The organism is Kribbella solani, from assembly GCF_014205295.1.
Lineage (GTDB): Bacteria > Actinomycetota > Actinomycetes > Propionibacteriales > Kribbellaceae > Kribbella > Kribbella solani.
Genome location: NZ_JACHNF010000001.1, coordinates 6,025,808 through 6,050,428, shown reverse-complemented (window position 1 = coordinate 6,050,428; position 24,621 = coordinate 6,025,808). Strand labels below are relative to the sequence as shown.

Here is a 24,621-nt window from a genome sequence, read left to right as displayed (position 1 = left end):
TTTCCAAGTGACCCAGAAGACACCCGCCGAGGGACGACGCGTACGCCCCCGATGCACCATCGGCTCGGCCCACTTCGAGAAGCCACCGCGCATGAATCGGCTCGAAGAATGCGCGGTGGCTTCCCAAACTCGGGCTCAACGGTCGAGGCTCGACGGCCTGGCGTGGCGGCTGCGCGCTGCCGTACGCCAGTGGACGTGGTCAGAGCCGGGCGTGGTCAGAGGCGGCGGACGTCGATGAGGCAGCGGACCGGGAGGTCGTGGCGTAGGCGTGGGTCGGTCAGGCCGTCGACGATGCAGGCCGCGCCGATCCAGTGCGCGCCGCAGTCCTCGACCAGCGCCCGCGCCGTCCGCGCCGTCGCCCCGGTGTCGATCCAGTCGTCGACCATCAGCACCTGATCGCCCGCACGCACCAGGTCCCGCCGGAAGCCGAACACCTCGTGCCGATCCCGGTAGTCGGGCGCGGTCGTACGCCGCACCCACCGATCGCTGTCGGTCGCCTGGCTAGCGCCCTTCCGCATCTCCACGAACCCGACCCCCAGCGCGGCCGCCGTCAACGCCCCCACCAACGACCCACGCGAAACCGGCCCGAGCACGACGGTAGGCGTCACGTCGTACAACGCCCCCAACGCCGGCCCCAACTCCCGGAGCAGCCCGGCATCCCGCCACCACCCGGTCAGGTCGGCGTACGAACTTCAGACGCCGGCGTCAGTACGCCAACGAAACGCACCCTTGAGCCGCATCGCGATATCCATACCCCCAGTTTCGCACCCAACAGCCACCGGCGCACCCGAATATCAACACTCGCCCAAAATGACCGGATCCGCACGAATGTTTCACGTGGTAGCCTCCTCCGGCTCCATTCGAACAATGGCATTACTTGATGCTTTAGTTGACCCGACAGTTACCAACTATTGCACCCGGACCGCCAAATAAGTCGGAGGTAGAACCATGTTCCAAAAAATCACCCTGGCCGCCCTCGCCTGCGTCTCGATCGCCACCCTCGCCGTCGCACCGGCATCAGCGGAATCAGGGGCCACCAGGCGAGAATTCGAAATCAAGGACCCCCTCAGAGGCGGGAACAACTTTCGCGGTTCGCTGATTACCAGCAACACGGAGGCCACGTTCGACGGATACGCCGACGCCTACATTGTCAAACTGACGGGTCTGGCGTGCATCTCCGCGAGCATCAGCGGCTGCAACCTCGTGGGAAATCAAAAGAAGGTCGTCGAAATGGACTCACGACCACACTCAGATTTCCTCCACTACAGGGTCAACAAGACCTACACGAAGACCAGCGGGCAAAGCGTTTGGGTGCGCGCTTGCTTCGTGCACGCGGACGGCACCGGAACCTGCAGCGGCTGGAAATAGCGGTACCGCATTCTGTCATCGGAGGTAGAGTTTTGTTCAGTAGAATCGCCCTGATTGCGCTGACCGGCGTGTCGATTTCTGGGCTTGCCGTTGTGCCGGCGGCAGCGGCTGAGCGGCAGTTCGAGATCCCGGACCCCGCCGGCACCAGCAGCCACTTCAACGGCTCGATTACTTCCAGCCGCACAAGTGCCACCGTCAAAGCACGGATGGAAGCCGACCGCGCCAAAATGACTGCCTGGATCTGTGTTTCCTCGAGCCGTAGCGGGTGCAACCTCGTGGGGAATCAGAAGAAGCTGTGGGAGAACGACGCGCGACCTCGGTACAACGTGCGCAAGGAAATGACCAGAACCTACAGCCTGGCGAGCGGGCAGAGTGTTTGGGCGCGGGCCTGCTTCGTCCAGAGTGGCGCCGGCTCCTGTAGCGGCTGGAAATAAATAGATCGGGTGTTGGTTGCCGTGTTGGACTGACCCGGTGTCGCGCAGGGTCAGTTCAGCACTGGGTGGGAGCGACCTGCGATCAGGGTGTGGGTGATGAGGGGGACGCCGGGGCGGTAGGCGAGATGGAGGTAGGAGGGGGCGTCGAGGATGGCCAGGTTGGCTTGGGCGCCGGGGGTCAGGTGGCCGATGTCGGGGCGGCGGAGGGCGGTGGCGCCGCCGGCGGTGGCGGACCAGAGGGCCTCGGCGGGGGTCAGGTGCATGTCGCGGACGGCTAGGGCGATGCAGAACGGCATCGACGACGAGTAGCCGGAGCCGGGGTTGCAGTCGGTGGCCAGGGCTACGGTGACGCCGGCGTCGATCAGCCGGCGGGCGTTCGGGTACGGGGATCTGGTGGAGAACTCGATCGCCGGCAGCAGCCCGGCGACGACGCCGGTCGAGGCGAGGGCGTCGATGTCGGCGTCGGTCAGGTACGTGCAGTGGTCCGCGGCGGCCGCGCCGACTTCGCAAGCGAGCTGTACGCCGGGGCCTTCGCCGAGCTGGTTCGCGTGTACCCGCGCCTGCAGGCCACGCGCGATGCCGGCGGTGAGGATCGCCCGGCCTTGATCCGCGTCGAAAGCGCCGCGCTCGACGAAGACGTCGATCCACTTCGAGTGCTTCGCCGCCGCGTCGAGCATCGGACCGGTGACCAGCTCGACGTACGCGGCCGGGTCGTCGGCGTAGTCGAGCGGTACGACGTGCGCGCCGAGGTACGTGGTCTCGTCGGTGAACTGGCGCGCGATCTGGAGTGAGCGCGCCTCGTCCGCGACCGTGAGTCCGTAGCCGGATTTGATCTCGACCGTCGTCGTGCCCTGGCGGCGCATCTCGGCGACGAGGCGGGCGACGTTCGCGGTCAGCTGGTCGTCGGTTGCCTCGCGGGTCGCGGCGACGGTGGTACGGATGCCGCCGGCCGAGTACGGCGTGCCGGTCATCCGGGCGGCGAACTCCTCGGCGCGGTCGCCCGCGAACACCAGGTGCGAATGCGAGTCCACGAAACCGGGGATCACGGCGCGGCCACCGAGGTCGCGCGCGGTGTCGGCGGCCGGGGCGTCTCGTCGTTGGCCGACCCAAGCAATTTTGCCGCCGTCGATCACCACGGCGGCGTCGTGCAGCTCGCCGAGGGGGCCGCCGTGGGCCGGGTCGTTCGTGACCAGGGAGTTGATTCCGGTCAGCAGCAAGGTACTCATCGGGTCACCGCCGTGATCGAGGCAGCCAGCTCGGCCGCGACGTCCATTCGATTGTGATTGCTGTCAGCAACCAGATGGTTGCCGGAGACGACGACATCGGAAACATCGGAGGCGGTTGCCGAGAAAACAACAGCTTCCGCACTCCCGGAGAAACTTCCGCTGGTGATGGTGCCGGCTGTGCGGACCGTGTTCAGGCGGATTGCGACCAGATCAGCGCGAGCGCCGACCTGGATTGCGCCGGCGTCGGGGAAGCCGATTGACTGATGGCCGTCGGCGGATGCGGCCTTGAGTAGCTCGGGGGCTGACCAGTGGCCGCGTTCCTGGGTGGCGAGGCGTTCGTTCAGCTCGACCGCGCGCATCTCCTCGAACAGGTCGATCACCGCGTGACTGTCGGACCCGAGCGTCAACGGCGACCCCGCGTCGCGCAGCTGCACCGATGGGCCGATCCCGTCCGCGAGATCACGTTCGGTCGTCGGGCAGAAGCACGCGTACGTCGCCGAGCTCCCCAGCAACTCCACATCCACCGAGGTCAGATGGGTCGCATGGATTGCGCTCGTCCGCTCGCTGAGGAATCCGGTTTCGTCGAGGATCTGCGTCGGCGTACGCCCGTACGCCGCGAGGCATGCCTCGTTTTCCGCGACCTGCTCGGAGAGATGAATATGCAGCGGTACGTCAGGGAATGCGGCCGCGACCGCGCCGAGCTGCTCCTGGGGAACGCCCCGCACCGAATGCGCGGCCGCCCCGATCACCACATCGTCCGCGCCGGCCACCATGTCCGCGCCGGTGAGCTGCTCGACCCGGGACGCCCAGCTCGTCGCGTCGCCGTCGCTGAAGCGCTGCTGCACCTCGTTCAGCGGCTGGTCGATGCCGCCGGCAACGTAGCAGGTGTCGAGCAGGGCGATCCGGATCCCGACGTCGCGGGCGGCGGCGATCAGGGCCGTACCCATCGCGTTCGGGTCGTTGTAGCGACTGCCGCCGGGGGCGTGATGGAGGTAGTGGAATTCGCCGACCGCGGTGATGCCGGCGAGCAGCATTTCGCCGTACACGGCTTTCGCCAGGTCGTAGTACGTGTCCGGGGTGAGCGCGGCGGCGACGGCGTACATCTGCTCGCGCCAGGTCCAGAACGTGCCACGCTCGGTCTGCGTACGGCCGCGGAGCGCGCGGTGGAACGCGTGACTGTGACAGTTCGCCAGGCCGGGGACGACGAGGCCGTGCAGGATCGTCGCGTCCCCCGGGTCGGTGTCGGGCCCGACCGTGGTGAAGCGACCGTCGGCGATCGTGACGAGAACTCTCGCGGCGAGACCGGTCGGGAGGAGAGCGGTCTCGCACCAGTACGACGTCACTTCGCGAGGTCCTTCAGTACGGCGGCCAGCGCCTCGACGCCGGCGAGACAGTCGTCCGGTTCGGCGTACTCGGCGGGTGAATGGGATACGCCGGTCGGGTTCCGGACGAAGAGCATCGCGGTCGGGATGCCGGCCGCGGAAAACACGCCGGCGTCGTGACCGGCGCCGGTCGGGAGCACCGGGGCGCCGCCCAGTACGTCGGACAGGCGATCGCGGAGACCGGCCGGGAAGTCGACGATCGGTGAGACGGACTCCGCCGTCACCTCGACGGTGGTGCCGTCGCGCTCGGCGCGTTCGGTGGATAGCCTGGTGATTGCCGCGAGCAACGATTCGAGGGTGGCGGTGTCGGCGGCGCGGGCGTCCAGCCATGCCGTTACCTGGGACGGGATCGCGTTGGTGCCGTTCGGTTCGACCGCGACCCGGCCGAAGGTGGCGCGGGCGCCGGCCAGCCGGGCCTGCTTGTTCGCGGCCAGCGCGGTCATCGCGTACGTGAGCATGGGGTCGTGCCGGTCTTCCATCAGGGTCGTGCCGGCGTGGTTCGCCTCGCCGGTGAACGTGAACCGGTACCGCCCGTGCGGCCAGATCGAGCTCGCGACTCCGACGGGTGCGGTCAGTCCGCGGCCCTGCTCGACGTGCAGCTCGACGAACGTCCCCATTCGCTGCATCAGTGGGGACGGGCCGACGCCGGCCGGGTCGATCCCGGCCTCTTCCAGCGCCTGCCGCAGCTCGACACCCGTGCGATCCGTCAACCGCAGTGCCTTCTCAGCAGGCAGTACTCCGGCCGCGATGCGGGACCCCAGACAAGGCATCCCGAACCGCGACCCTTCTTCTTCCACAAACGCCCCGATGCCGATCGGCACGCCCGGCTCGAACCCCTCCGCCCGCAACCGATCCACAGCCGCCAAAGCCGAAACCACCCCCAGCGGCCCATCAAAAGCCCCACCATCAATCACCGAGTCCAAATGACTCCCAGTGACAACCCCCGGCCGGAAAGCCGGCCCTCCGGCCGGCTCCCCGCCCGGCGAAGCAGAAGAACCGCTCCATCCAGCATCCCCACCGGCAACTGCGTACGAAGCACCTGCGCCTGACCCCGGGTCACCGACACGTGAGCCCGAGGCACCGACACCCGTGCCCCGGTCACCGACACCACTGCCCGGGTCACCGGGGCGCGCACCCGGACCACCGGGGTAAGTCGGCTGTGCGGTACCGCCCACGCGGGGAGCCGGCCGGTGGACCGGCTCTCCGCGCGGGTTCCACCAGGCGATGTGGTTGCCGATGCCGTCGGATTCGACTGTCAGGTTGCGGGTGGCGCACTGGTTCAGGAACCAGTGCGTCGCCTCGCGTTCGCTGGGGGTCCAGCCGCCTCGGGTGTAGCCGCCGGTTTCGGGGTGGCGGCCGATGGCCGACTGGTCGGCCCAGAGGGATTCGAAGCTCACGGCAGGGCTCTCAGGACAGCGGGTTCTTCGACAGCCAGTCCTTCGCGACCGCGTCCGCGCTCTCCTTGCCGACGTCCATCCGCTTGACCAGCGCGGTCAGGTCGTCGGTGGTCAGCTTGGCGTCGACCGCGTTCAGTGTCTTGGCGACGTCGTCGGACTTGTGGTCGGTACGGATCAGCGGAACGATGTTGTTCGGCGGCAGGATGTTCTCCGGGTCCTCCAGCTGCACCCAGCCCTTGTCCTTGATCACGGCCTGGGTGGTGAACAGGTCGGTCACCTGGATGGTGTTGTCCTCCAGCGCCTTGATGCTCAGCGGGCCGCCCGCGTCCAGCGTCTTGTAGTCCTTGAAGTCGACGTCGTACTTCTCCTTCATGCCCTTCAGCCCGGCGGTCCGGACCTTGAACTCGGAGCTGCCACCGGCGACCAGGTTCTTCCCCTTCAGGTCACCGATCGACTTCAGGTTGTACTTGTCGGCGGTCGCCTTGGTCACCACGATGGTGTCCTCGTCGGCGGCCGGCGACATCTCCAGGATCTCCAGCCCGGACGGCAGCGCCTTCTTCAGCGCGTCGTACGCCTTCTGCGGGTCGGTCTCGGTGGAGTTCTTGTCGAAGTACGCCAGCGCGGCGCCGGTGTACTCCGGCACCAGGTCGACGGACCCGTCCTTGATTGCCGCCATGTACGTCTCGCGGTTGCCGATGTTCGGCTTCTTCTTCACGTCGATGCCCTTGGCGGCAAGCGCCTGCCCGTAGATCTCCGCCAGCAGCTGGCTCTCGGAGAAGTCCGCGGACCCGACGGTGATGCTGGTCACCTTGGACGGCGCGGGCGAGGACCCCGCGTTGCCGCTGCCGAGCTGGTCGCCCCCACCCCCACAGCCGGCCAGGCCGAGGACCGCCACGCCGGCGATCGCGGTACGGATGAGTGTGGATCTCAACACGAGAGCCTCCAGTGTTCTCGTTCAGCCACCGGCCGGTGCCGATGGATGTAGCCCAAGTTCATCAGGTCGTACGGACAGTTCAGCCGGTTTTCAGTCCCGGTGAGACGGTGATCCGCCCGATCAGCGCGAACAACGCGTCCAGCAGCAGCGCCATCAGGGCCACCAGCAGCGCGCCGGTGAACATCTGCGGGAAGTCGCGCAGCTTCAGCCCGTCGATCACGTACCGGCCGAGCCCGCCGAGGGACACCAGCGCCGCGATGGTCGCGGTGGAGACGATCTGCAGGGTGGCGCTGCGGATGCCGGAGATGATCAGCGGCAGCCCGATCGGGATCTCCACCTTGGTCAGAATCTCCCGCCCGGTCATCCCCATGCCACGAGCGGCGTCGATCGTGGCCGGATCGACACCGGACAGTCCCGCGTACGTCGAGGCGAGGATGGGCGGGATTCCGAGCGCGACCAGGGCGATCAGTACGGGCAGGAAGCCGATCTGGTCGGTCAGCAGCACCGCCAGCATCAGCAGGCCGAGGCTGGGCAGCGCGCGGGCCGCGTTGCCGGTGTTGATGGCAAGGAACGCGCCACGCCGGGTGTGCCCGATCCGGAGGCCGATCGGCAGTCCGATCAGCACCGACAGGCCGAGCGCGGCAAACGTGTACCAGAGGTGTTCGACGATCCGCGCCCAGATGCCTTCGTTGCCGGACCAGTTGTACGAGTCGGTCAGGAACTGCCACATGTCACGCCACCTCCCCTACGGGCGCCACGACGCGGGTCCACGGGGTCAGCACCCGTTGCAGGGTCACCAGGACGAAGTCCGCGAGCAACGCCAGCGCCAGCGAGAGCACCACGCCGACCACGACCGGCGTCAGGAACGCCTTCTGGAAGCCGAGCGTGAACAGCTCACCCAGGCCGCCGATCCCGATCACCGCGCCGACGCTCACCATCGAGATGTTCGCGACCGTGACCACGCGCAGTCCGGTGAAGATCACCGGCACCGCGATCGGCAGGTCGATCGCGACCAGCCGGTGCATCGATCCGTACCCGACCGCGATCGCCGATTGGCGTACGTCCGGTGGCACGGATCGGAGTCCGTCGATCACGTTCCGGATCAGCAGCGACACGGTGTAGATGGTCAGTGCCACCACGATGTTCACCTCGGACAGCACCTTGGTCCCGAGGATCGCCGGCAGCACGATGAACAGCGCGATCGACGGCAGCGAGTACAGGATGCCGCCGAATGCGATCAGCGGGTTGGCCAGCCAGGCGTAGCGGGTCGCGACGTACCCGAGCGGCACCGAGATGATCAGCCCGAGAATGACCGGCAGGATCGCCAGGTACAGATGCTCCCGCAGTTGCTCCCAGATCAGCCCGAGATTGTCGCCGATCCACGTCATGGGCGAAGCGCTTCCGCAACGGCTGCCTGGTCGATGACGCCGATGGCCTTGCCGTCGTCGTCGACGCAGATTCCGCAGCCGGTGGGCGAGGTGAGGACGGCGTCGAGGGCCGCGCGCAACGAGTCGCCGCGTTTGAAGACCGCGCCGACCGGCAGCAGCTCTTCGGAGCCGTTCCGCCACCCGACAGGTACGCCGTCGCGCAACGCCAGCTCGTCCGGCAGCGGCCGCACCGCCAGGTTCTCCGGGTGTACGAACGTCAGCGCCCGGTAACCGCGGTCCTGCCCGACGAACCCACGGACGAAATCGTCGACCGGGTTCGCCAGCAGCTCGGCCGGCGGCGCGAACTGCGCCAGCTTCCCGCCCACCTGCAGTACTGCCACGTTGTCGCCGAGCTTGATCGCCTCGTCGATGTCATGCGTGACGAACACGATCGTCTTGCCGATGTCGCGTTGCAGGCGCAGCAGCTCCTCTTGCAGCTGATGCCTGACGATCGGGTCGACGGCGCTGAACGGCTCGTCCATCAACATGATCTTGGGATCGGCCGCGAGGGCACGGGCGACGCCGACGCGTTGCTGCTGCCCACCGGACAGTTGCGCCGGGTACCGCTCGGCCATCTTGGTTTCCAGGCCGACGCGTTCCAGCAGTTCCATCGCCGTACCGCGCGCCTTGCGCTTGTCCCAGCCGAGCAGTTTCGGCACGGTGGCGATGTTGTCCACCACTGTCTTGTGCGGGAACAGTCCGGCGTTCTGGATCACGTACCCGATGCCGCGCCGCAGCGTGACCGCGTCCTGGGAGTTGATGTCCTCCCCGTCGATCGAGATCGTGCCACCGGACCGTTCGATGGTCCGGTTGATCATCCGCAGCGACGTGGTCTTGCCGCAGCCGGACGGGCCGACGAACACGGTGATCTGGTTGCTCGGGATCCGCAGGGACAGTTTGTCGACGGCGACGGTGCCGTCCGGATACTGCTTGGTGACGTCCTCGAACTCGATCATGGCGCCCCTTCGCGCTCGTTGGTCGCCCGAAAGACCCTAGCGGACCGTTGGTCCTGAACCACGTGCTCGCACGGTTTCTCACCGGTTGGAAATGTGTACCGTAGCAGTACAGATTGTGCTGGTCGCGGACAGTCAGCTTTCCCGCATCGGAACCCGGACGCCACGCTCGGCCGCGACCTCGGCCGCCTGGTCGTAGCCGGCGTCGACGTGACGGATCACACCCATCGCCGGATCGTTCGTCAGTACCCGCTGCAGCTTCTGCCGGGCCAGGTCGGTGCCGTCGGCAACCGACACCTGACCGGCGTGGATGGACCGGCCGATGCCGACGCCGCCGCCGTGGTGGATCGACACCCAGGACGCGCCGCTGGACACGTTCACCATCGCGTTCAGCAACGGCCAGTCCGCGATCGCGTCCGAGCCGTCCAGCATGCCTTCGGTCTCCCGGTAGGGCGACGCCACGCTGCCGGTGTCCAGGTGGTCCCGGCCGATCACGATCGGCGCCTCGAGTTCACCCGACGCCACCATGTCGTTGAACCGGACGCCGGCCTTGTCCCGCTCGCCCTGGCCGAGCCAGCAGATCCGGGCCGGCAGCCCCTGGAAGGCGACCCGCTCCCCGGCCAGCTTGATCCAGCGGCTCAGGTGCTCGTTCTCCGGGAACAGGTCCAGGATCGCCTGGTCCGTCTTGGCGATGTCGGCCGGATTACCCGACAGCGCCGCCCACCGGAACGGGCCTTTTCCTTCGCAGAACAGCGGCCGGATGTACGCCGGTACGAAACCGGGGAACTCGAACGCGCGGGCGTACCCGGCCTTGCGCGCCTCGTCCCGGATCGAGTTGCCGTAGTCGAACACCTCGGCGCCCGCGTCCTGGAACTCGACCATCGCCTGGACGTGCCGGGCCATCGACTCCTGCGCCCGCTCGGTGAACCCGGCCGGGTCCTTCTCCCGCGCGGCCGCCCAGTCGTCGAACTCGACGCCGACCGGCAGGTACATCAACGGGTCGTGTGCCGAGGTCTGGTCGGTGACGACGTCGATCGGCGCACCCCGCTTGAGCAGGTCCGGCACGATCGTCGCGGCGTTGCCGAGCACGCCGATCGACAACGGCCGCCGCGCCTTCTTCGCCTCTTCGGCCAGTTGAAGCGCTTCATCGACGGAGGACGCGCGGACGTCCAGGTAGCGGTGCTCGATCCGGCGCTGGATGCGCGACTCGTCGACGTCGATGCAGATCGCCACGCCGTCGTTCATCGTCACGGCCAGCGGCTGCGCGCCGCCCATTCCGCCGAGGCCCGCGGTCAGCGTGACCGTACCGGCCAGCGAGCCGTCGAACTTCTTCTCCGCGACCGCGCCGAACGTCTCGTACGTACCCTGCAGGATGCCCTGGGTGCCGATGTAGATCCACGACCCGGCCGTCATCTGGCCGTACATGGTCAGCCCCATCGCCTCTAGTTTGCGGAACTCCTCCCAGGTGGCCCAGTCGCCGACCAGGTTCGAGTTCGCGATCAGTACCCGCGGCGCCCACTCATGTGTCCGCATCACCCCGACCGGGCGGCCGGACTGGACCAGCATGGTCTCGTCGTCCTTCAGCGTGGTCAGCGTCCGGACCATCGCGTCGAACGAGTTCCAGTCCCGCGCGGCCTTGCCGGAACCGCCGTACACGACCAGCTCGTCGGGGTGCTCGGCGACCTCCGGGTCGAGGTTGTTCTGCAGCATCCGCAGCGCTGCCTCCTGCTGCCAGCCGCGAGCGGTCAGGGTGGTACCGCGGGGCGCGCGGACGGGACGTGGTCCGGACATGGGTGATCCAGCCTCTCAATTCAGCGGACCGGTGACGGTCTCGACGGCTTCGATGTAGGTGCCATTGGCAACGAGTTGGACGGAGTGTTCGAGCTCGGGGGCGAGGAACCGGTCGGTGGCCGGACCATCGACGTACTGCCGCAGCGCCGCTTGGGCGGCGGCCGTCGCCGGTGCGGGCGTGAGCGGGGCGCGCAGGTCGAGTGCCCGCGCGGCGGTCAGGATCTCGATCGCGAGCACCCGCTGCAGGCCGTCGACGGCCTTGCGCAGCTTGCGTGCGGCCGACCAGCCCATCGAGACGTGGTCCTCCTGCATCGCGCTGCTCGGGATCGAGTCGACGCTCGCGGGTACGGCCAGCCGCTTCAGCTCGGACACGATCGCGGCCTGCGTGTACTGCGCGATCATGTGACCGCTGTCGACGCCCGGATCGTCGGCCAGGAACGCGTTCAGACCGTGGTTGCGGGCGACGTCGAGGAAGCGGTCGGTGCGGCGTTCGCTGATACTCGCCAGGTCCGCGACGGCGATCGCGAGGAAGTCCAGCACGTACCCGATCGGGGCGCCGTGGAAGTTGCCGTTCGACTCGACCCGGCCGTCCGGCAGCACGACCGGGTTGTCGATCGCGGCCTGGAGCTCGTTGGCCGCGACGTTCTTCGCGTGGGCGGCGGTGTCACGGGCGGCGCCGTGAACCTGCGGCGAGCACCGGAGCGAGTACGCGTCCTGGACCCGGTTGCAGTCCGGACCACGGTGGCTGGCGACGATCGCGCTGTCCTTGAGGATCGCGCGCAGGTTCGCGGCCGCCGCGGCCTGGCCGGGGTGCGGCCGCAGGGCCTGCAGGTCCGCGGCGAACACCCGATCGGTGCCGAGCTGGGCTTCGACGCTCATCGCGGCGGCGAGGTCGGCGGTCCGGAACAGCCGGTCCAGGTCGGCGAGCGCGAGCACCAGCATGCCGAGCATCCCGTCGGTGCCGTTGATCAGCGCCAGACCTTCCTTCTCCGCCAGCACGATCGGCGTCAGACCGTGCGCGCGCAGCGCCTCGCCGGCGTCGAGAAGGTTGCCGTCGGCATCACGGACCTTGCCTTCGCCGAGGATCGCCAGCGCGACATGCGACAGCGGCGCGAGATCGCCGGAACAGCCGAGGCTGCCGTACTCGTGCACGACCGGAGTCAGGTTGGCGTTGAGCAGCCCGGCGTACGCCTGCGCGGTCTCGACCTTCACCCCGGTACGTCCGGTCGCGAGGGTGGACAGCCGCAGCAGCGCGAGGGCGCGGACGACCTCGGGCTCGACCTCCGGGCCGGAGCCGGCCGCGTGCGAGCGGATCAGGCTGCGCTGCAACTGGGCCCGCAGCTCCGGCGCGATGTGCCGGGTCGCGAGCGCGCCGAAACCGGTCGAGACGCCGTAGTGCGGGGTGTCCGCATGGGCCAGTGCCTCGATCGCGGCCCGCGACTTCGCGATCTCCTCCAGCGCCTGGTCGTCGATCCGTACCTGCGCGCCGTACCGCGCGACCGCGACCACTTCGGCCGGGGTCAGCGGGCCGACGCCGACAATCACCGTGTTCTCCACCTAGTCATTGCACCGCGCGGCCGCCGGGATCGACAGCAGCGCCGTACCAGTTTCTGTCTCGGGTCCGAGACACGGTCGCGACCCTCGGTAGCCGTACGCTCCTCGTATGGGGTTCGAGGTCCGGACTGCGGTTCCGGCGGACGCGGTGGGGGTTGCCCGGATCTGGGCCGTCACGATGCCGCAACTGGTCAAAACAGCACGCGCGGTCGAGCTCGAGCTGCGGCACGGGCAGAGTCGCGGCGTACTGGTCGCGGCGGACGGCGCGGACGTGGTCGGGTACGCCAACATCTATCTGCCGCCGCCGGACGCGCGGGCGCCGCGGGTACGCATCACGGTCCAGGTGCCACCGGAGGTTCGGCGGCGTGGGATCGGGAGCGCGCTGCTGGCCGCGATCACCGAGCGGGCCGTCGCGACCGGCGCTGGGCGACTGCTGGTGGCGGTGCGTGACGACGACGCCTCGAAGGGTTTCGCGGAGCGGCATGGGTTCACGCTCGGGCGGCAGATGGCGCACGCCGCGGCGGAGCTCTCCGCCGTACCTGAACCGGTTGATCCGCCGGCGGGCCTGCGGGTGTTGGATTACAGCACGCTGACACCGCGGCAGCTGTTCGACGCGGAAATCGCGGTCCGGGACGACGATCCGAGTGGTCTGTCGGGCGGACCCGCGTACGAGGAATGGGTGGACGTGTCGTGGCACAACCCGGACGGACGGCACGACTTGAGCTTCGCCGTGCTGGACGGTGACCAGGTGCTGTCCTTTGTCACCACGACCGCCGACCCGGACCGCGGGATGATCTGGTCGAACCTGACCGGCACGATCCCGGCGGCACGCGGGCGCGGACTGGCGAAGGTGGTGAAGTCCGCCGCGCTCGCCCGGGCGCGGGACGCCGGCTTCACCGTCGCCTCGACCGGGAACGACGCCGCGAACGCGCCGATGCTCGCGGTGAACAAGTGGCTCGGGTACCGGGTGACTTCGGGTGCGTGGACCGCGGAGAAGGCACTGTGAAACGACTGTTCCTCTCGTTGCTGTTCTTCCTCGTGCTGGCGCTGGTGGTCGGCTACCTGGTTTCCGGGCCGGACTTCATGGACTGGGGCGTCGCCGGCGGATTGTTCGCGGTGGCGGTCGTCGGCGAGGGTTTCCGGTACTGGATGCAGCGCAGCCGCGCGCGGAAACGGGAATCGTCCGGGGTTTGAGCGCCTGCGTTCCGGAGCGGTGGGGGTAGCCTGCGGTTGTGAGCGGCAACGTTCCCGCCTCGACCCGCACGTTGCGGGTGCTGACGTTCCTGGCCACACAGCCCGGTCCGGTACCGATGGAGCGCATCGCCTCCGCGGTCGGACTGCCACGCTCGTCCACGTACCACTTGCTGCGGGCAATGATCGACGAAGGTTTCGTCGTCCATCTGCCCGAAGAGAAGCGGTACGGGCTGGGGGTGGCCGCGTTCGAGATCGGCTCCGCGTACTTGCGGCACGACCCGCTGGAACGGTTGGCGCGACCACTGTTGGTGCAGCTGGTCCACGAGGTCGGACAGACCGCGCACCTCGGCGTACTGCACGGGCGTGAGCTTGTCTACCTGCTCAAGGAACAGCCGCCGCGGCCGGTCACACTGGTCACGGACGTCGGCGTACGCCTCCCCGCCACCCTGACCGCCTCCGGCCGCGCCTTACTCGCCGAGCTGCCACCCGCTCAGGTCCGGGCGCTGTTCCCCGACCCTGAGTCGTTCGTCCGCCGCACCGACCAGGGCCCCCAATCCCTGACCCAGCTCCGCCGCCTCCTGGCCGACGAGAAACGCCAGGGTTTCGCGGTCGAGGACTCATTCATCACCCCCGGCGTCGCCACGGTAGCCAGCGCCGCCCTCGACCACTCCGGCCACCCAGTAGCTGCCATCAGCGTCACTTTCCGCACCGATACCGTCCCCACCACCGACCGCCCCCACCTGGCCCACAAAATCCACCAAGCCGCCACCGCACTAACCCGCCGCCTGCACGGTTGAGACCGTCGGGCGCGGGGGTTTGACCGTTGGGCGACTACTGGTTGCTGGGGGGTGGTTGCTGGGCGTGAGATTGGAGGGAACATCTTCTGTCCGCCCAGTTGAAGGTGGTCTTATGCGTCGGTTCAAGTGGTTGGCTCTTGTGGTTGTTCTGGTTGGTGGGTTTGTCACGCCGAGTGCGACAGCGGTGCAGCCCGCCGGGTGGGTTGGTAGTTGGTCGGTTGCGGTTACGCCGCCGGGGACGTCCGGACTGTCGGCTACCGGCGTCACCGACACGACCCTTCGGCAGGTCGCGCATCTGTCGGTTGGTGGGGCGCAGGTCCGGTTGCGGCTGTCCCATGTGTACGGAACGCGCCCGCTCGTGGTCGGAAAAGTGAGTGTGACGCCACGCGGTGATGCACAAGCGGGTACGCCCACGGTGGACCCGGCGAAGTTGGTGCCTGTGCTGTTCGACGGGCGTGCTTCGGTGACGATCCCGGTCGGGTCCGAGTGGGTGTCCGATCCGGTCCGCGTTGTCGTACCGGAGGACACCGATCTGGTGATCAGCACGTACTTCCCCGGGCCGACCGGTCCGCTCACGCAGCATCCGGCCGGGTACGCGACCGGGTTCTCGGCGGCCGGTGATCAGACCGGCGGTGACGGGTCGGCGTACCAGGCGATCCCGGGTGCGGCGCGGTACATCATCGAAGGTGTGGACGTGCAGAGTCGCGTACGCGGGTCCGTCGTTCTGTTCGGCGACTCGATCACCGACGGGGTGGTGTCGCCGGTGGACAAGAACCTGCGGTACCCGGATCAGCTCGCCGACCGGCTGCTGGCCGCCCCACCGGCGCGGGAGCTCGGCGTACTGAACGCCGGCATCAGCGGCAACCGTCTGCTCGCGAACGCGGGTACGGCGGGTGACTCGACGCTGGCGCGCTTCGATCGGGACGTGATCGGGCAGACCGGTGTACGGACGGTTGTCCTGCTGGAAGGCATCAACGACATCGGGAACAGCCGTGGCGCGACCGATCCGGCGGACCTGATCGCGATCCATCGGCAGTTCATCCGGCGCGCGCACCAGGCCGGGCTGAAGGTGATCGGCGCGACCCTGACGCCGTACGAAGGGGCCGGGTATTACACCCCGGAAGGTGAGGCCGATCGGCAGGCGCTGAACACGTGGATCCGGACCTCGGGTGAGTACGACGGGGTGGTGGACTTCGACAAGGCCACGCGGGATCCGGCGGCTCCGTCGAAGTTCCTGCCGGCGTACGACGCGGGCGACCACCTGCACCCGAACGCGGCCGGCTTCAAGGCGATGGCTGCCGCGTTCGACCTCCGGCAGCTGTAAGGACAGGAGGTAGTGCCGGATCTGACCCGTCGGCGCGCTGCGCTGAGCGTGACCGTCGCCGGCGGGTCAGACAACCTCCTGTCGTTAGCCGGCCTCCGCCGGATGTTCAACTTGCCGGTCGCCCCATTGGGTCAACAGACCGCGGGCGATTTCCAGGTCCTCGCGGAGGGAGCGGTCGGCCAGGTCGTCGGGGAGAGCGGCCAGGGCGTCGGTCAGCCACGGGCCGACGGCCGCGGGGGCCAGCGCTTTGGGGGTGAGCCCGGCCAGGCGGATCGCGCGGACCGCGGTGACCAGTTCGCTGGCGAGGACTTCGCGGAGCGCGTCCAGGAGTTGTGAGGTGAGCGCGGCGGCTTGTGGTGCGAAGCTGGCGTGCAGTTCGGCGCCGCGGGACAGGGTCGCCGTACCCAGGGTGGCCGGCTGGGCGGCGGAGCGGACCGCGGCCAGCGCGTCGTGCGCCACGTACTCGATCATCATCACGCCGGAGCTCGCCTCGGCACCGCTGGCCAGGAAGCGGCTGAGGCCGGTGTAGTCGGGGTCGACCAGGTTCGCGACCCGGGTGGTCGACAGGGTCGCGACGCTGTGCAGGCTGAGCCGGAGCGAGTCGAGCGCGAGCGCGATCGGCATCGCGTGCCAGTTGCCGTTGTGCAGTACGGTGTCGCCGGCCACCAGCGGGTTCTCGGCGGCCGCGTTGATGTCGATCCGCACACTGTTGCCCAGGGCATCGGAATGGTCGACGGCCGGGCCGAGCACCTGCGCGAACGCCCGCAGGCCGAACGGGTCCTGCACCCGGGCCGGCCGCAGCGGCAGCCCGTCGAGCAGTTCCCGCATCCGCCGCGCGACGCGGACCTGTCCCGGTTGCGGCCGCGCTTCGTGGACGCGGGTGTCGTACACCTCGGCGTTGCCGCGAAGCGCGACGTGCGAAAGTGCGCCGACCAGCGGTACGACGTTGATCAGCGTCGACGCTTCCACGTACGCCAGGCAGCATTCGGCCAACGTGAACGCGTTGCTGGAGAGCAGCGGCAGCGCGCTCGTACCGTCGATCACGTCGCCCAGCGCGAGCCCGAGCTCGGCCAGCGGACCGAGGTCGCCGGTACCGATCGCACCACCACGATGCAGGTCGGGCAGGTCATCGTCGTTGAGCAGCCCAATGATCGCGTCGGCCACCGCCGGATCGAGCCCGGACCCACCGGCGGCCAGCTGGTTGACCCGGATCAGCAGGCCGACCCGCACGACGTCCTTCGGGTACGAGGTCGTACCGGTGGTCGAATGCGAACCGAGCAGTCGCGCGCCGTGCTCCGGGTCCGCGGTCAGTACGTCCCGGTTCGCGCCGACGCCGGTCGTCCGCCCGTACACCGGCCGCCGCTCCGACACCGCGGCCACCACGGCCGCCGAAGCCAGCATCCGCTTCCGCGCGACCTCCCCCAGGCGTACCGCCGTACGCCGCTGCCCGAGCGCCACCGCCTCCAGCGGACTGAGGCCGGCACCCGTGAGCTCCACCGGTTCCATCCCCACAGTGTGAAACCACCCCCACCCCGGGGGTAAGCGCCGCGCCCAGCTCGGTATCTGAAATACGAGACATCAGCCAGGCAAAGGTCAGCCCGCCACCAGGACGGTGGCGGGCTGATCGGGTGTTACTGCTTGCCGTAGCGCTTCTTGAACTTCTCCACGCGGCCCTGGGTGTCCATCACGCGCTGCTGACCCGTGTAGAACGGGTGGCTGGCGGACGAGATCTCGACGTCGACGACCGGGTAGGTATTGCCGTCCTCCCAGACCACGGTCTGGGTGCTCTCGCGGGTCGAGCCGGTGAGGAAGCTGAAGTTGCCGGACTTGTCCCGGAAGACGACCCGGCGGTAGTCGGGATGAATGTCCTTCTGCATGCTGAACTTCCTTCCAAGTAGGGAGCGGACGGATCGGTCAAGGGGTGGACCGGTTCATCCGCACGGACCACATAACCGTCGAGGCGCTCCCTAAATTCCCGTCGAACTACAGGCGGTTGTACGCCTTCAGGGTCCGGAGGGCGCCGAGGGTGACGACCGCCCGGTACTCCAGGGTGGCCGCTGGGCCGGGCGGTTCCCAGGTGATGGCCCAGCCGCCGTCGTCCTGCTGGTCGGCGATCAGGCGGTCGAGGTGGGCTTCGAGCTGGGCCTCGGTGAAGAGCTCCCGCCACGGGCTGTCGGGTGTCGACGCGAACTGCAGCGGCGTCACGCCGTACGAAGGGTCGGCCGCGTCGGCGCGGAAGTACTGCAGTTTCGGCAACCAGTCGCGTACGCGATCCAGGTCGATGTCCTTGCGGTATTCAAGGAACTCCATCGCCTCGTGCATCCCGTGCGCGTCCTCCGGGAAGCCCTTCTCGAGCTCAGCCGCGCACCACGCCTCCGCCCGGTCGCGCCACGGGTGCGCGACGTCCAGGTGGTGCAGCCGGCCGACCAGGCCCGCGGTCGGGTTGATGCCCGGCTGGTACGTCCACTCGCTGATGTGTTCCGCGCGCGGGTACCCCTCGACCGCCGGTCCACACAGCGGGACCGCGCCGTCCGGCGTCGCGACGCTGTCCAGCCAGTCCGCTGCCCGGCGGATCATTTCCTCGTCCCGCGTACCGGCCGCGATCAGGGTGTCGAAGGCGACCTCGACGTCCAGCGGGAGACTGTCCGGGCAGCGTTTGTCCGGCTCCAGGCCGTGCCCGAATCCACCGTCGGCGTTCTGGTAACCACGCAGCGCATCCACCACGCCCTGTGGGTCGGCGCCCTCGAAGATCGTCGCGAACAGCCGCCGTTCGAGCACCCGCCCGTCCCGCCGTACGAAGTCCCGCCCTGCCGTGTACATGTCCATGCCCACAGCCTGCCGCACCTGCATCCACGACGTCTTGAACGAAACGGACACCCGATCAGGGTTCGAAGCGGTAGCCCATGCCGGGTTCGGTGAGGAGGTGCTTCGGGCGGGCCGGGTCGGGTTCGAGTTTGCGGCGGAGCTGGCCCATGTAGAAGCGCAGGTTGCCGCTGGCCGTCTCGTACCCGGGGCCCCAGACTTCGGTCAGGAGCTGGCGCTGGGCGAGCAGCTTGCCAGGGTTGCGGAGCAGGACCTCCAGTAGGTGCCATTCGGTCGGGGTGAGGCGGATGTCCTCGCCGTTCGCCAGCGTGACCCGCTTCGCGGCCAGGTCGACGACGGCGCCGCCGACGGTCACCACCGGCTGGTCCTGGGCGACGTTGCTGCGGCGCAGTACGGCGCGCATCCGGGCCAGCAGCTCGTCGATGCCGAACGGTTTGGTCACGTAGTCGTCCGCGCCGGCGTCCAGCGCCTCGACCTTGTCGGTCTGGTCGATCCGCCCGGACAGCACCAGGATCGGCGCGTCCGTCCAGCCGCGCAGCCCGCGGATCACGTCCACCCCGTCGAAGTCCGGCAGCCCGAGGTCCAGAATCACCAGCTCCGGCGGATGCTGCGCGGCAACCTTCAGCGCTGCCGTACCGGTCCCGGCCAGATGCACCTCGTACCCGCGCGCCTTCAGATTGATCTGCAACGCCCGCACGATCTGCGGCTCGTCATCAACCACCAACACTCTGGTCATGGGGCCTCTTTCTCGGATCGTTCGCGGGTGCCGGGGACCGGGGTGTCGGCCGGGCGGAGGGCGGCGGTGGGGATCGAGACCACCATGGTCAGTCCGCCACCCGGGGTGTCCTCGGGCTGCACGCTGCCGCGCATCGCCTCGGCGAGTCCGCGGGCGAGCGCCAGGCCAAGGCCGACGCCGACCGTGTTGTCGGTGTCACCGAGCCGCTGGAACGGTGCGAACACCCGGTCCCGATCTTCGCTCGGGATGCCCGGGCCACGGTCGATCACCCGAATCTCGACGGTGGCACCCAGCGCGCTCCCGGTGACCAGCGGCGGCCGGCCGGGCGGCGAGTACCGGATCGCGTTCGCCAGCAGATTCGCGACCACCCGCTCCAGCAGCGCCGCATCGGCTTCGACCAGCGGCAGCGTATGCGGGATGTCCACGGCGACCTCATCCCCGTCATCGCCGAGCTCCGCCAGTACGCCGGGCAGGATCTCGTCCAGAGCCATCGGCCGGGTGAACACCGGCAGTACGCCGGCCTGCAATCGGCTCAGGTCGAGCAGGTTGTCCACCAGCCGCGACAACCGATCGAGCGATTCGTCAGCCGTCTCCAGCAGCTCGGACCGCTCGGATTCGCTCCACTCGACATCGTCGCTGCGCAGTGACGTCACGGACGCCTTCGCCGAAGCCAGCGGTGACCTCAGGTCATGCCCGACCGCGCGCAGCAGCGCCGTACGCAGCTTGTCGGCCTCGGCCAGCGGCTTCGCCTCCGCGGCGGCCTCGCTCAGCCGGGCCCGATCCACCAGCGCGGCGGCGTGTGCCGCGAACGCACCCACCAGCCGTCGCTCGTCCGCCTCCAGTTGATGACCCTGCAGCACCAGGACGAGGTTGTCCCGGGCCGGGATCTCCGCGTCGGCCTCCTCCGGCCGCGTACAGGTGAGCGTTCCGGCCGAGGCCAGCGGGCGCCAGATCTCGGTCAGCTCGTCGTCGTCCACGCGTTCCATCAGGCAGGCGCCGGTCATCCCGAACGCCTCCCGGACCCGCTCCAGCAGCGCGGGCAACGCGGTCTCGCCGCGCAGTACGGAGCCGGCCAAGGTCGCCAGCGTCTCCGATTCGGCGGCGGCCCGGGCCGCCTGTCTGGTCCTTCGCGCCGCTCGGTCGACCACCGAACTGACCATCGCCGCGACCAGGACAAAGATCACCAGCGCCAGCACGTTGTTCACCTCCGCGATGGTGAACGTCCTGGTCGGTGGGGTGAAGTACCAGTTCAGTACGAGCGACCCGCCGATCGCCGTCACCATCGCCGGCCAGCGCCCGCCGACCAAGGCGACCACCACCACGGCCAGCAGGAACACGAGTACGTCGCTGGTCAGGTTCAGCCGATCGCCGCCGAGACCGAGACCCAACGCGAGCAGCGGCTGCAGCAGCACCGACAGCGCGAACCCTTGGATCTTCCGGCGCTTGGACAGGCTGCCGTGAGTCCGCGGCAGCCGGCCGCGACCCATCTGCGAGTGGGTGACGATGTGTACGTCGATATCGCCCGAGTCGCGGATCGTGGTGGCGCCGATGCCAGGCCCGCTGAACAGCGTCCCGAACCGCGAACGGCGGCTGCCGCCCAGCACGAGCTGCGTCGCGTTCTCCGCCTTCGCGAAGGTCAGCAACGCGTCCGGGATGTCGTCGCCGACCACCTGGTGGTACGTGCCGCCGAGTTTCTCGACCAAGTGCCGCTGCTGGGCCAGCTTGCCCGGGTTCGCCCCGGTCAGGCCGTCGGACCGGGCCACGTGCAACGCCAGCAGGTCGCCGCCCGAGGACCGCGCCGCGATCCGGGCGGCGCGCCGGATCAGCGTCTCGCCCTCGGGACCGCCGGTGAGCGCGACCACCACCCGCTCCCGCGCTTCCCAGGTCGAGTCGATGTCGTGCTCGGCGCGGTACTGCTGCAGGCCCGCGTCCACCCGGTCCGCCAGCCAGAGCAGCGCGAGCTCGCGCAGCGCGGACAGGTTGCCGACCCGGAAGTAGTTGCCCAAGGCAGCATCGATCTTGTCCGCCGCGTACACGTTGCCGTGGGCCATCCGCCGCCGGAGCGCCTCCGGCGTCATGTCGACCAGCTCGATCTGGTCGGCGGCGCGGACGACCCGGTCCGGTACGGTCTCCTGCTGCGGTACGCCGGTGATCTTCTCGACCACGTCGTTGATCGATTCGAGGTGCTGGATGTTGACCGCCGAGATGACGTCGATGCCGGCGTTCAGCAGCTCCTCGATGTCCTGCCAGCGCTTCTCGTTCCGGCTGCCCGGTACGTTCGTGTGCGCCAGCTCGTCGATCAGCGCCACCTCGGGGCGCCGGGTCAGTACGGCATCGAGGTCCAGCTCGGTGAAGCTGGCGCCGCGGTAGTCGATGATCCGCCGCGGCACCGCCTCCAGCCCTTCGAGCATCTCCGCGGTGTGCACCCGCCCGTGCGTCTCGACGAACCCGACGACCACATCGGTCCCCCGGGCCAGGCGTCGCTGCCCCTCGCCCAGCATCTTGTACGTCTTACCGACACCGGGCGCGGCCCCGAGGTACACCCGCAGATACCCGCGCTTCATACCAACATGCTCTCAGCTCTTCGCTAGCGCGGCGTTGAGCGTGACCACGTTGACGTACGGTTCGCCGAGGAAGCCGAGCGTACGGCCGGTGGTGTTCTCCTTGACCAGCTGCTGGACGGCCACCACGGTCATCCCCCGCTCGCGGGCGACCCGGTTCACCTGGATCGCGGCGTACGCCGGGCTGATGCCCGCGTCGAGGCCGCTGCCACTCGCCGTGACCGCGTCCGGCGGGACCTGTGACGGGTCGACACCGTTCAGCTTGGCGACCTCCTGCCGGCGCTCGTCGATCAGCTTCACCAACTCAGGGTTGTTCGGCCCGTACTGCGACGCCGCGCTACCCATCCCGTCGTAGTCGACCGCCGACGGCCGGGTCTGGAACCACTTCGGGTCCGCGACCATGACCGGCTTCCCGTCGGCGTCCTTCGTCCCGCTGTCCAGCGTGTACCCCTGACCGATCAGGTCCGAGCCGACCGCCTTGCCGTCGACCTTGACGATCGAACCGTTGGCGTTCCCGGGGAACAGCACCTGGGCGATCCCGGTCATGCTCAGCGGATACAGCACGCCCAGGATCACGGTGAAGACCAGGAGCACCCGGACCGCGACACCGAGCTGCCGGAAACTGCTTGCCATCAGCAAATGTCCTTTCAGCGCAGACCGGGGATCAAGGAGATCACCAGGTCGAGAAGTTTGATCCCGACGAACGGCGAGATCAGCCCGCCGACGCCGTACACGAGCAGGTTGCGGCGCAGCATCGCGGACGCCGAGGACGGCTTGTACCGGACGCCGCGCAGCGCCAGCGGTACCAGCAGCACGATGATCAGCGCGTTGAACACGATCGCGGACACGATCGCCGACTGCGGCGAGTGCAGGCCCATGATGTTCAGCTTGTCCAGGCCCGGGTACGCGGAGGCGAACAGGGCCGGCAGGATCGCGAAGTACTTGGCCACGTCGTTGGCGATCGAGAACGTGGTCAGCGAGCCGCGGGTGATCAGCAACTGCTTGCCGATTTCAACGATCTCGATCAGCTTGGTCGGGTTGGAATCCAGGTCGACCATGTTGCCGGCCTCCTTGGCGGCCGACGTACCGGAGTTCATCGCGACGCCGACATCGGCCTGGGCGAGCGCCGGCGCGTCGTTCGTACCGTCGCCGGTCATCGCGACCAGCCGGCCACCCTCCTGCTCCTTCTTGATCAGCGCCATCTTGTCCTCGGGCGTCGCCTCGGCCAGGAAGTCGTCCACCCCGGCCTCGTCCGCGATCGCCTTCGCCGTCAGCGCGTTGTCGCCGGTGATCATCACGGTCCGGATGCCCATCGCGCGCATCTGGTCGAACCGTTCCCGCATCCCGGCCTTGACCACGTCCTTCAGGTGGATGACGCCGAGCGCCCGCGCCTCGCCGTCGATGCTCTCGGCAACGACCAGCGGCGTACCGCCGGAGGCCGAGATTCCGTCGACGATCTCCCCGAGCCGGCTGTCCGTACGCCCGCCGTGCGCGCCGATCCAGGCGTTCACCGCACCGGCGGCGCCCTTCCGGATCTGCCGGTCGTCGACGTCCACGCCGCTCATCCGGGTCTGCGCGGTGAACTCGACGAACGTTGCATGCGGCAACTCGCCGGTGTGCCGCTCCCGCAGTCCGTACCCGGTCTTCGCCAGTACGACGATCGACCGCCCTTCCGGCGTCTCGTCGGCCAGGCTGGACAACTGCGCCGCGTCGGCCAGCTGGGTATCGGACACGCCCGCGACCGGGATGAACTCGGCCGCCTGCCGGTTGCCCAAGGTGATCGTGCCGGTCTTGTCCAGCAGCAAGGTGTTCACGTCACCGGCCGCCTCGACCGCACGGCCGGACATAGCGAGTACGTTGCGCTGCACGAGCCGGTCCATCCCGGCGATCCCGATCGCGGACAGCAGCGCGCCGATCGTGGTCGGGATCAGGCAGACCAGGAGCGCGACCAGGATCACCACGCTGAGGTTGGTATGCGCGTAGTTCGCGAACGTCGGCAGCGTGACGGTGGCGATCAGGAACACGATCGTCAGGCTGGCCAGCAGGATGTTCAGCGCGATCTCGTTCGGCGTCTTCTGCCGGGACGCGCCCTCGACCAGCGCGATCATCCGGTCGATGAAGCTCTCACCGGGCTTCGTGGTGATCTTCACGACGATCCGGTCGGACAGCACCTTGGTACCGCCGGTGACCGCGCTCCGGTCGCCGCCGGACTCCCGGATCACCGGCGCCGACTCACCGGTGATGGCCGACTCGTCGACGCTGGCGACGCCCTCGATCACGTCACCGTCGCCGGGGATGATCTGGCCGGCCTCGACCACGACCAGATCACCGAGCTGCAGCTGGGTCGCCGGAACCGCCTCTTCCTCGCCGTCCGCGATCAGGCGGCGTGCGGTCGTCTCGGTCTTGGCCCGGCGCAGCGTCTCCGCCTGCGCCTTGCCGCGCCCCTCGGCGACGGCTTCGGCGAGGTTCGCGAAGATCGTCGTCAGCCACAGCCAGACCACGATCCACCAGGCGAACACACTCGGGTCGGTGACGGCGAAGATCGTCGACACGACCGCGCCGACCTCGACCACGAACATCACCGGGCTCTTCCACATCACCCGCGGATCGAGCTTGCGCAGCGCGTCCGGCAGTGAGCTGAGCAGCAGCTTCGGGTCGAACAGGCCCGAGGGGGCCCGCTTCGGGGTCGCCGCCGGCTTCGCGGCCGGCGGGTTCATCAG

The 24,621-nt window shown here is 68.8% G+C and carries 23 protein-coding genes; 6 read left to right on the top strand and 17 right to left on the bottom strand.

Going from position 1 to position 24,621, the window contains the following annotated elements; translation table 11 throughout:
- Window positions 1-215 precede the first annotated feature (215 nt).
- Window positions 216-608, bottom strand: coding sequence for a phosphoribosyltransferase family protein (locus HDA44_RS27865; protein WP_337906495.1), 393 nt, complete (start codon window positions 606-608; stop codon window positions 216-218).
- Between the two features lie 340 nt (window positions 609-948).
- Here HDA44_RS27865 and HDA44_RS27860 point away from each other — a divergent pair, with 340 nt between their 5' ends.
- The gene (locus HDA44_RS27860; protein WP_184839375.1) at window positions 949-1,368 is read left to right on the top strand and encodes a hypothetical protein; all 420 of its coding nucleotides are present in this window, start codon (window positions 949-951) and stop codon (window positions 1,366-1,368) included.
- Between the two features lie 32 nt (window positions 1,369-1,400).
- Window positions 1,401-1,802: a hypothetical protein gene (locus tag HDA44_RS27855; protein WP_184839373.1), complete on the top strand. Its 402-nt coding sequence runs from the start codon at window positions 1,401-1,403 to the stop codon at window positions 1,800-1,802.
- 50 nt (window positions 1,803-1,852) lie between these two features.
- Here HDA44_RS27855 and hutI read toward each other — a convergent pair whose 3' ends face one another.
- The 9 genes from hutI to hutH form a co-directional block, all read right to left on the bottom strand.
- Window positions 1,853-3,028, bottom strand: coding sequence for an imidazolonepropionase (gene hutI / locus HDA44_RS27850; protein ID WP_184839370.1), 1,176 nt, complete (start codon window positions 3,026-3,028; stop codon window positions 1,853-1,855).
- Window positions 3,025-4,371 (bottom strand): formimidoylglutamate deiminase, encoded by a 1,347-nt coding sequence (locus HDA44_RS27845; RefSeq protein WP_184839368.1) that lies wholly within the window; start codon window positions 4,369-4,371, stop codon window positions 3,025-3,027. Before HDA44_RS27845 ends, hutI begins: the two co-directional genes overlap by 4 nt.
- Entirely contained in the window at window positions 4,368-5,324 is a 957-nt protein-coding gene (locus HDA44_RS27840) for an allantoate amidohydrolase (protein ID WP_420488546.1), read from the bottom strand. The genes HDA44_RS27845 and HDA44_RS27840 overlap by 4 nt, the downstream gene beginning before the upstream one ends.
- Before the next feature lie 493 nt (window positions 5,325-5,817).
- Window positions 5,818-6,741, bottom strand: coding sequence for an ABC transporter substrate-binding protein (locus HDA44_RS27835; RefSeq protein ID WP_184839366.1), 924 nt, complete (start codon window positions 6,739-6,741; stop codon window positions 5,818-5,820).
- Window positions 6,742-6,820: 79 nt separating this feature from the next.
- Window positions 6,821-7,471, bottom strand: a complete 651-nt coding sequence (locus HDA44_RS27830) for an ABC transporter permease (protein ID WP_184839364.1) — start codon at window positions 7,469-7,471, stop codon at window positions 6,821-6,823.
- Window position 7,472: 1 nt separating this feature from the next.
- The gene (locus tag HDA44_RS27825) at window positions 7,473-8,129 is read right to left on the bottom strand and encodes an ABC transporter permease (RefSeq protein WP_184839362.1); all 657 of its coding nucleotides are present in this window, start codon (window positions 8,127-8,129) and stop codon (window positions 7,473-7,475) included.
- On the bottom strand, window positions 8,126-9,124 hold the full coding sequence (locus HDA44_RS27820) for an ABC transporter ATP-binding protein (RefSeq protein ID WP_184839360.1): 999 nt from the start codon (window positions 9,122-9,124) through the stop codon (window positions 8,126-8,128). Before HDA44_RS27820 ends, HDA44_RS27825 begins: the two co-directional genes overlap by 4 nt.
- Before the next feature lie 132 nt (window positions 9,125-9,256).
- Entirely contained in the window at window positions 9,257-10,912 is a 1,656-nt protein-coding gene (gene hutU / locus HDA44_RS27815; protein WP_184839358.1) for a urocanate hydratase, read from the bottom strand.
- A 15-nt stretch (window positions 10,913-10,927) separates the two neighbouring features.
- On the bottom strand, window positions 10,928-12,469 hold the full coding sequence (gene hutH / locus HDA44_RS27810; RefSeq protein WP_184839355.1) for a histidine ammonia-lyase: 1,542 nt from the start codon (window positions 12,467-12,469) through the stop codon (window positions 10,928-10,930).
- A gap of 106 nt (window positions 12,470-12,575) precedes the next feature.
- On the opposite strand from hutH, the gene HDA44_RS27805 reads away from it, so the two are divergent.
- The 4 genes from HDA44_RS27805 to HDA44_RS27790 all read left to right on the top strand — a co-directional run bounded on the left by HDA44_RS27805 (window position 12,576) and on the right by HDA44_RS27790 (window position 15,781).
- A complete protein-coding gene (locus HDA44_RS27805; RefSeq protein WP_238352563.1) occupies window positions 12,576-13,472 on the top strand; it encodes a GNAT family N-acetyltransferase in 897 nt (298 codons plus the stop codon).
- The gene (locus HDA44_RS27800; RefSeq protein ID WP_184839353.1) at window positions 13,469-13,660 is read left to right on the top strand and encodes a hypothetical protein; all 192 of its coding nucleotides are present in this window, start codon (window positions 13,469-13,471) and stop codon (window positions 13,658-13,660) included. Before HDA44_RS27805 ends, HDA44_RS27800 begins: the two co-directional genes overlap by 4 nt.
- A 38-nt stretch (window positions 13,661-13,698) precedes the next feature.
- Window positions 13,699-14,457 (top strand): IclR family transcriptional regulator, encoded by a 759-nt coding sequence (locus tag HDA44_RS27795; RefSeq protein ID WP_184839351.1) that lies wholly within the window; start codon window positions 13,699-13,701, stop codon window positions 14,455-14,457.
- A 112-nt stretch (window positions 14,458-14,569) separates the two neighbouring features.
- Complete coding sequence (locus tag HDA44_RS27790; RefSeq protein ID WP_184839349.1) at window positions 14,570-15,781, top strand: SGNH/GDSL hydrolase family protein; 1,212 nt, start codon at window positions 14,570-14,572, stop codon at window positions 15,779-15,781.
- 84 nt (window positions 15,782-15,865) lie between these two features.
- Here HDA44_RS27790 and HDA44_RS27785 read toward each other — a convergent pair whose 3' ends face one another.
- From HDA44_RS27785 to kdpB, 7 genes are all read right to left on the bottom strand, one after another.
- Window positions 15,866-17,287 (bottom strand): aromatic amino acid lyase, encoded by a 1,422-nt coding sequence (locus tag HDA44_RS27785; RefSeq protein ID WP_184839347.1) that lies wholly within the window; start codon window positions 17,285-17,287, stop codon window positions 15,866-15,868.
- A gap of 125 nt (window positions 17,288-17,412) precedes the next feature.
- Window positions 17,413-17,658, bottom strand: coding sequence for a type B 50S ribosomal protein L31 (locus HDA44_RS27780; RefSeq protein WP_184839345.1), 246 nt, complete (start codon window positions 17,656-17,658; stop codon window positions 17,413-17,415).
- A gap of 106 nt (window positions 17,659-17,764) precedes the next feature.
- Entirely contained in the window at window positions 17,765-18,658 is an 894-nt protein-coding gene (locus tag HDA44_RS27775) for a hypothetical protein (RefSeq protein WP_337906492.1), read from the bottom strand.
- 4 nt (window positions 18,659-18,662) lie between these two features.
- Window positions 18,663-19,340: a response regulator gene (locus tag HDA44_RS27770; protein WP_184839342.1), complete on the bottom strand. Its 678-nt coding sequence runs from the start codon at window positions 19,338-19,340 to the stop codon at window positions 18,663-18,665.
- Entirely contained in the window at window positions 19,337-21,904 is a 2,568-nt protein-coding gene (locus HDA44_RS27765; protein WP_184839340.1) for a sensor histidine kinase, read from the bottom strand. The genes HDA44_RS27770 and HDA44_RS27765 overlap by 4 nt, the downstream gene beginning before the upstream one ends.
- A gap of 12 nt (window positions 21,905-21,916) precedes the next feature.
- The gene (gene kdpC / locus HDA44_RS27760) at window positions 21,917-22,540 is read right to left on the bottom strand and encodes a K(+)-transporting ATPase subunit C (RefSeq protein WP_202887603.1); all 624 of its coding nucleotides are present in this window, start codon (window positions 22,538-22,540) and stop codon (window positions 21,917-21,919) included.
- An 8-nt stretch (window positions 22,541-22,548) separates the two neighbouring features.
- Window positions 22,549-24,618, bottom strand: a complete 2,070-nt coding sequence (gene kdpB, locus HDA44_RS27755) for a potassium-transporting ATPase subunit KdpB (protein WP_184844391.1) — start codon at window positions 24,616-24,618, stop codon at window positions 22,549-22,551.
- Between the last annotated feature and the right edge of the window lie 3 nt (window positions 24,619-24,621).

What these genes read in the sequence shown, in the direction of transcription:
- HDA44_RS27830 (WP_184839364.1), bottom strand. Translation starts at nt 7,471, where the DNA reads ATGTGGCAGTTCCTGACCGACTCGTACAACTGGTCCGGCAACGAAGGC.
- HDA44_RS27825 (WP_184839362.1), bottom strand. Translation starts at nt 8,129, where the DNA reads ATGACGTGGATCGGCGACAATCTCGGGCTGATCTGGGAGCAACTGCGG.
- hutI (WP_184839370.1), bottom strand. Translation starts at nt 3,028, where the DNA reads ATGAGTACCTTGCTGCTGACCGGAATCAACTCCCTGGTCACGAACGAC.
- HDA44_RS27765 (WP_184839340.1), bottom strand. Translation starts at nt 21,904, where the DNA reads ATGAAGCGCGGGTATCTGCGGGTGTACCTCGGGGCCGCGCCCGGTGTC.
- HDA44_RS27790 (WP_184839349.1), top strand. Translation starts at nt 14,570, where the DNA reads ATGCGTCGGTTCAAGTGGTTGGCTCTTGTGGTTGTTCTGGTTGGTGGG.
- HDA44_RS27780 (WP_184839345.1), bottom strand. Translation starts at nt 17,658, where the DNA reads ATGCAGAAGGACATTCATCCCGACTACCGCCGGGTCGTCTTCCGGGAC.
- HDA44_RS27785 (WP_184839347.1), bottom strand. Translation starts at nt 17,287, where the DNA reads ATGGAACCGGTGGAGCTCACGGGTGCCGGCCTCAGTCCGCTGGAGGCG.
- HDA44_RS27820 (WP_184839360.1), bottom strand. Translation starts at nt 9,124, where the DNA reads ATGATCGAGTTCGAGGACGTCACCAAGCAGTATCCGGACGGCACCGTC.
- hutU (WP_184839358.1), bottom strand. Translation starts at nt 10,912, where the DNA reads ATGTCCGGACCACGTCCCGTCCGCGCGCCCCGCGGTACCACCCTGACC.
- kdpB (WP_184844391.1), bottom strand. Translation starts at nt 24,618, where the DNA reads ATGAACCCGCCGGCCGCGAAGCCGGCGGCGACCCCGAAGCGGGCCCCC.
- HDA44_RS27805 (WP_238352563.1), top strand. Translation starts at nt 12,576, where the DNA reads ATGGGGTTCGAGGTCCGGACTGCGGTTCCGGCGGACGCGGTGGGGGTT.
- HDA44_RS27860 (WP_184839375.1), top strand. Translation starts at nt 949, where the DNA reads ATGTTCCAAAAAATCACCCTGGCCGCCCTCGCCTGCGTCTCGATCGCC.
- HDA44_RS27770 (WP_184839342.1), bottom strand. Translation starts at nt 19,340, where the DNA reads ATGACCAGAGTGTTGGTGGTTGATGACGAGCCGCAGATCGTGCGGGCG.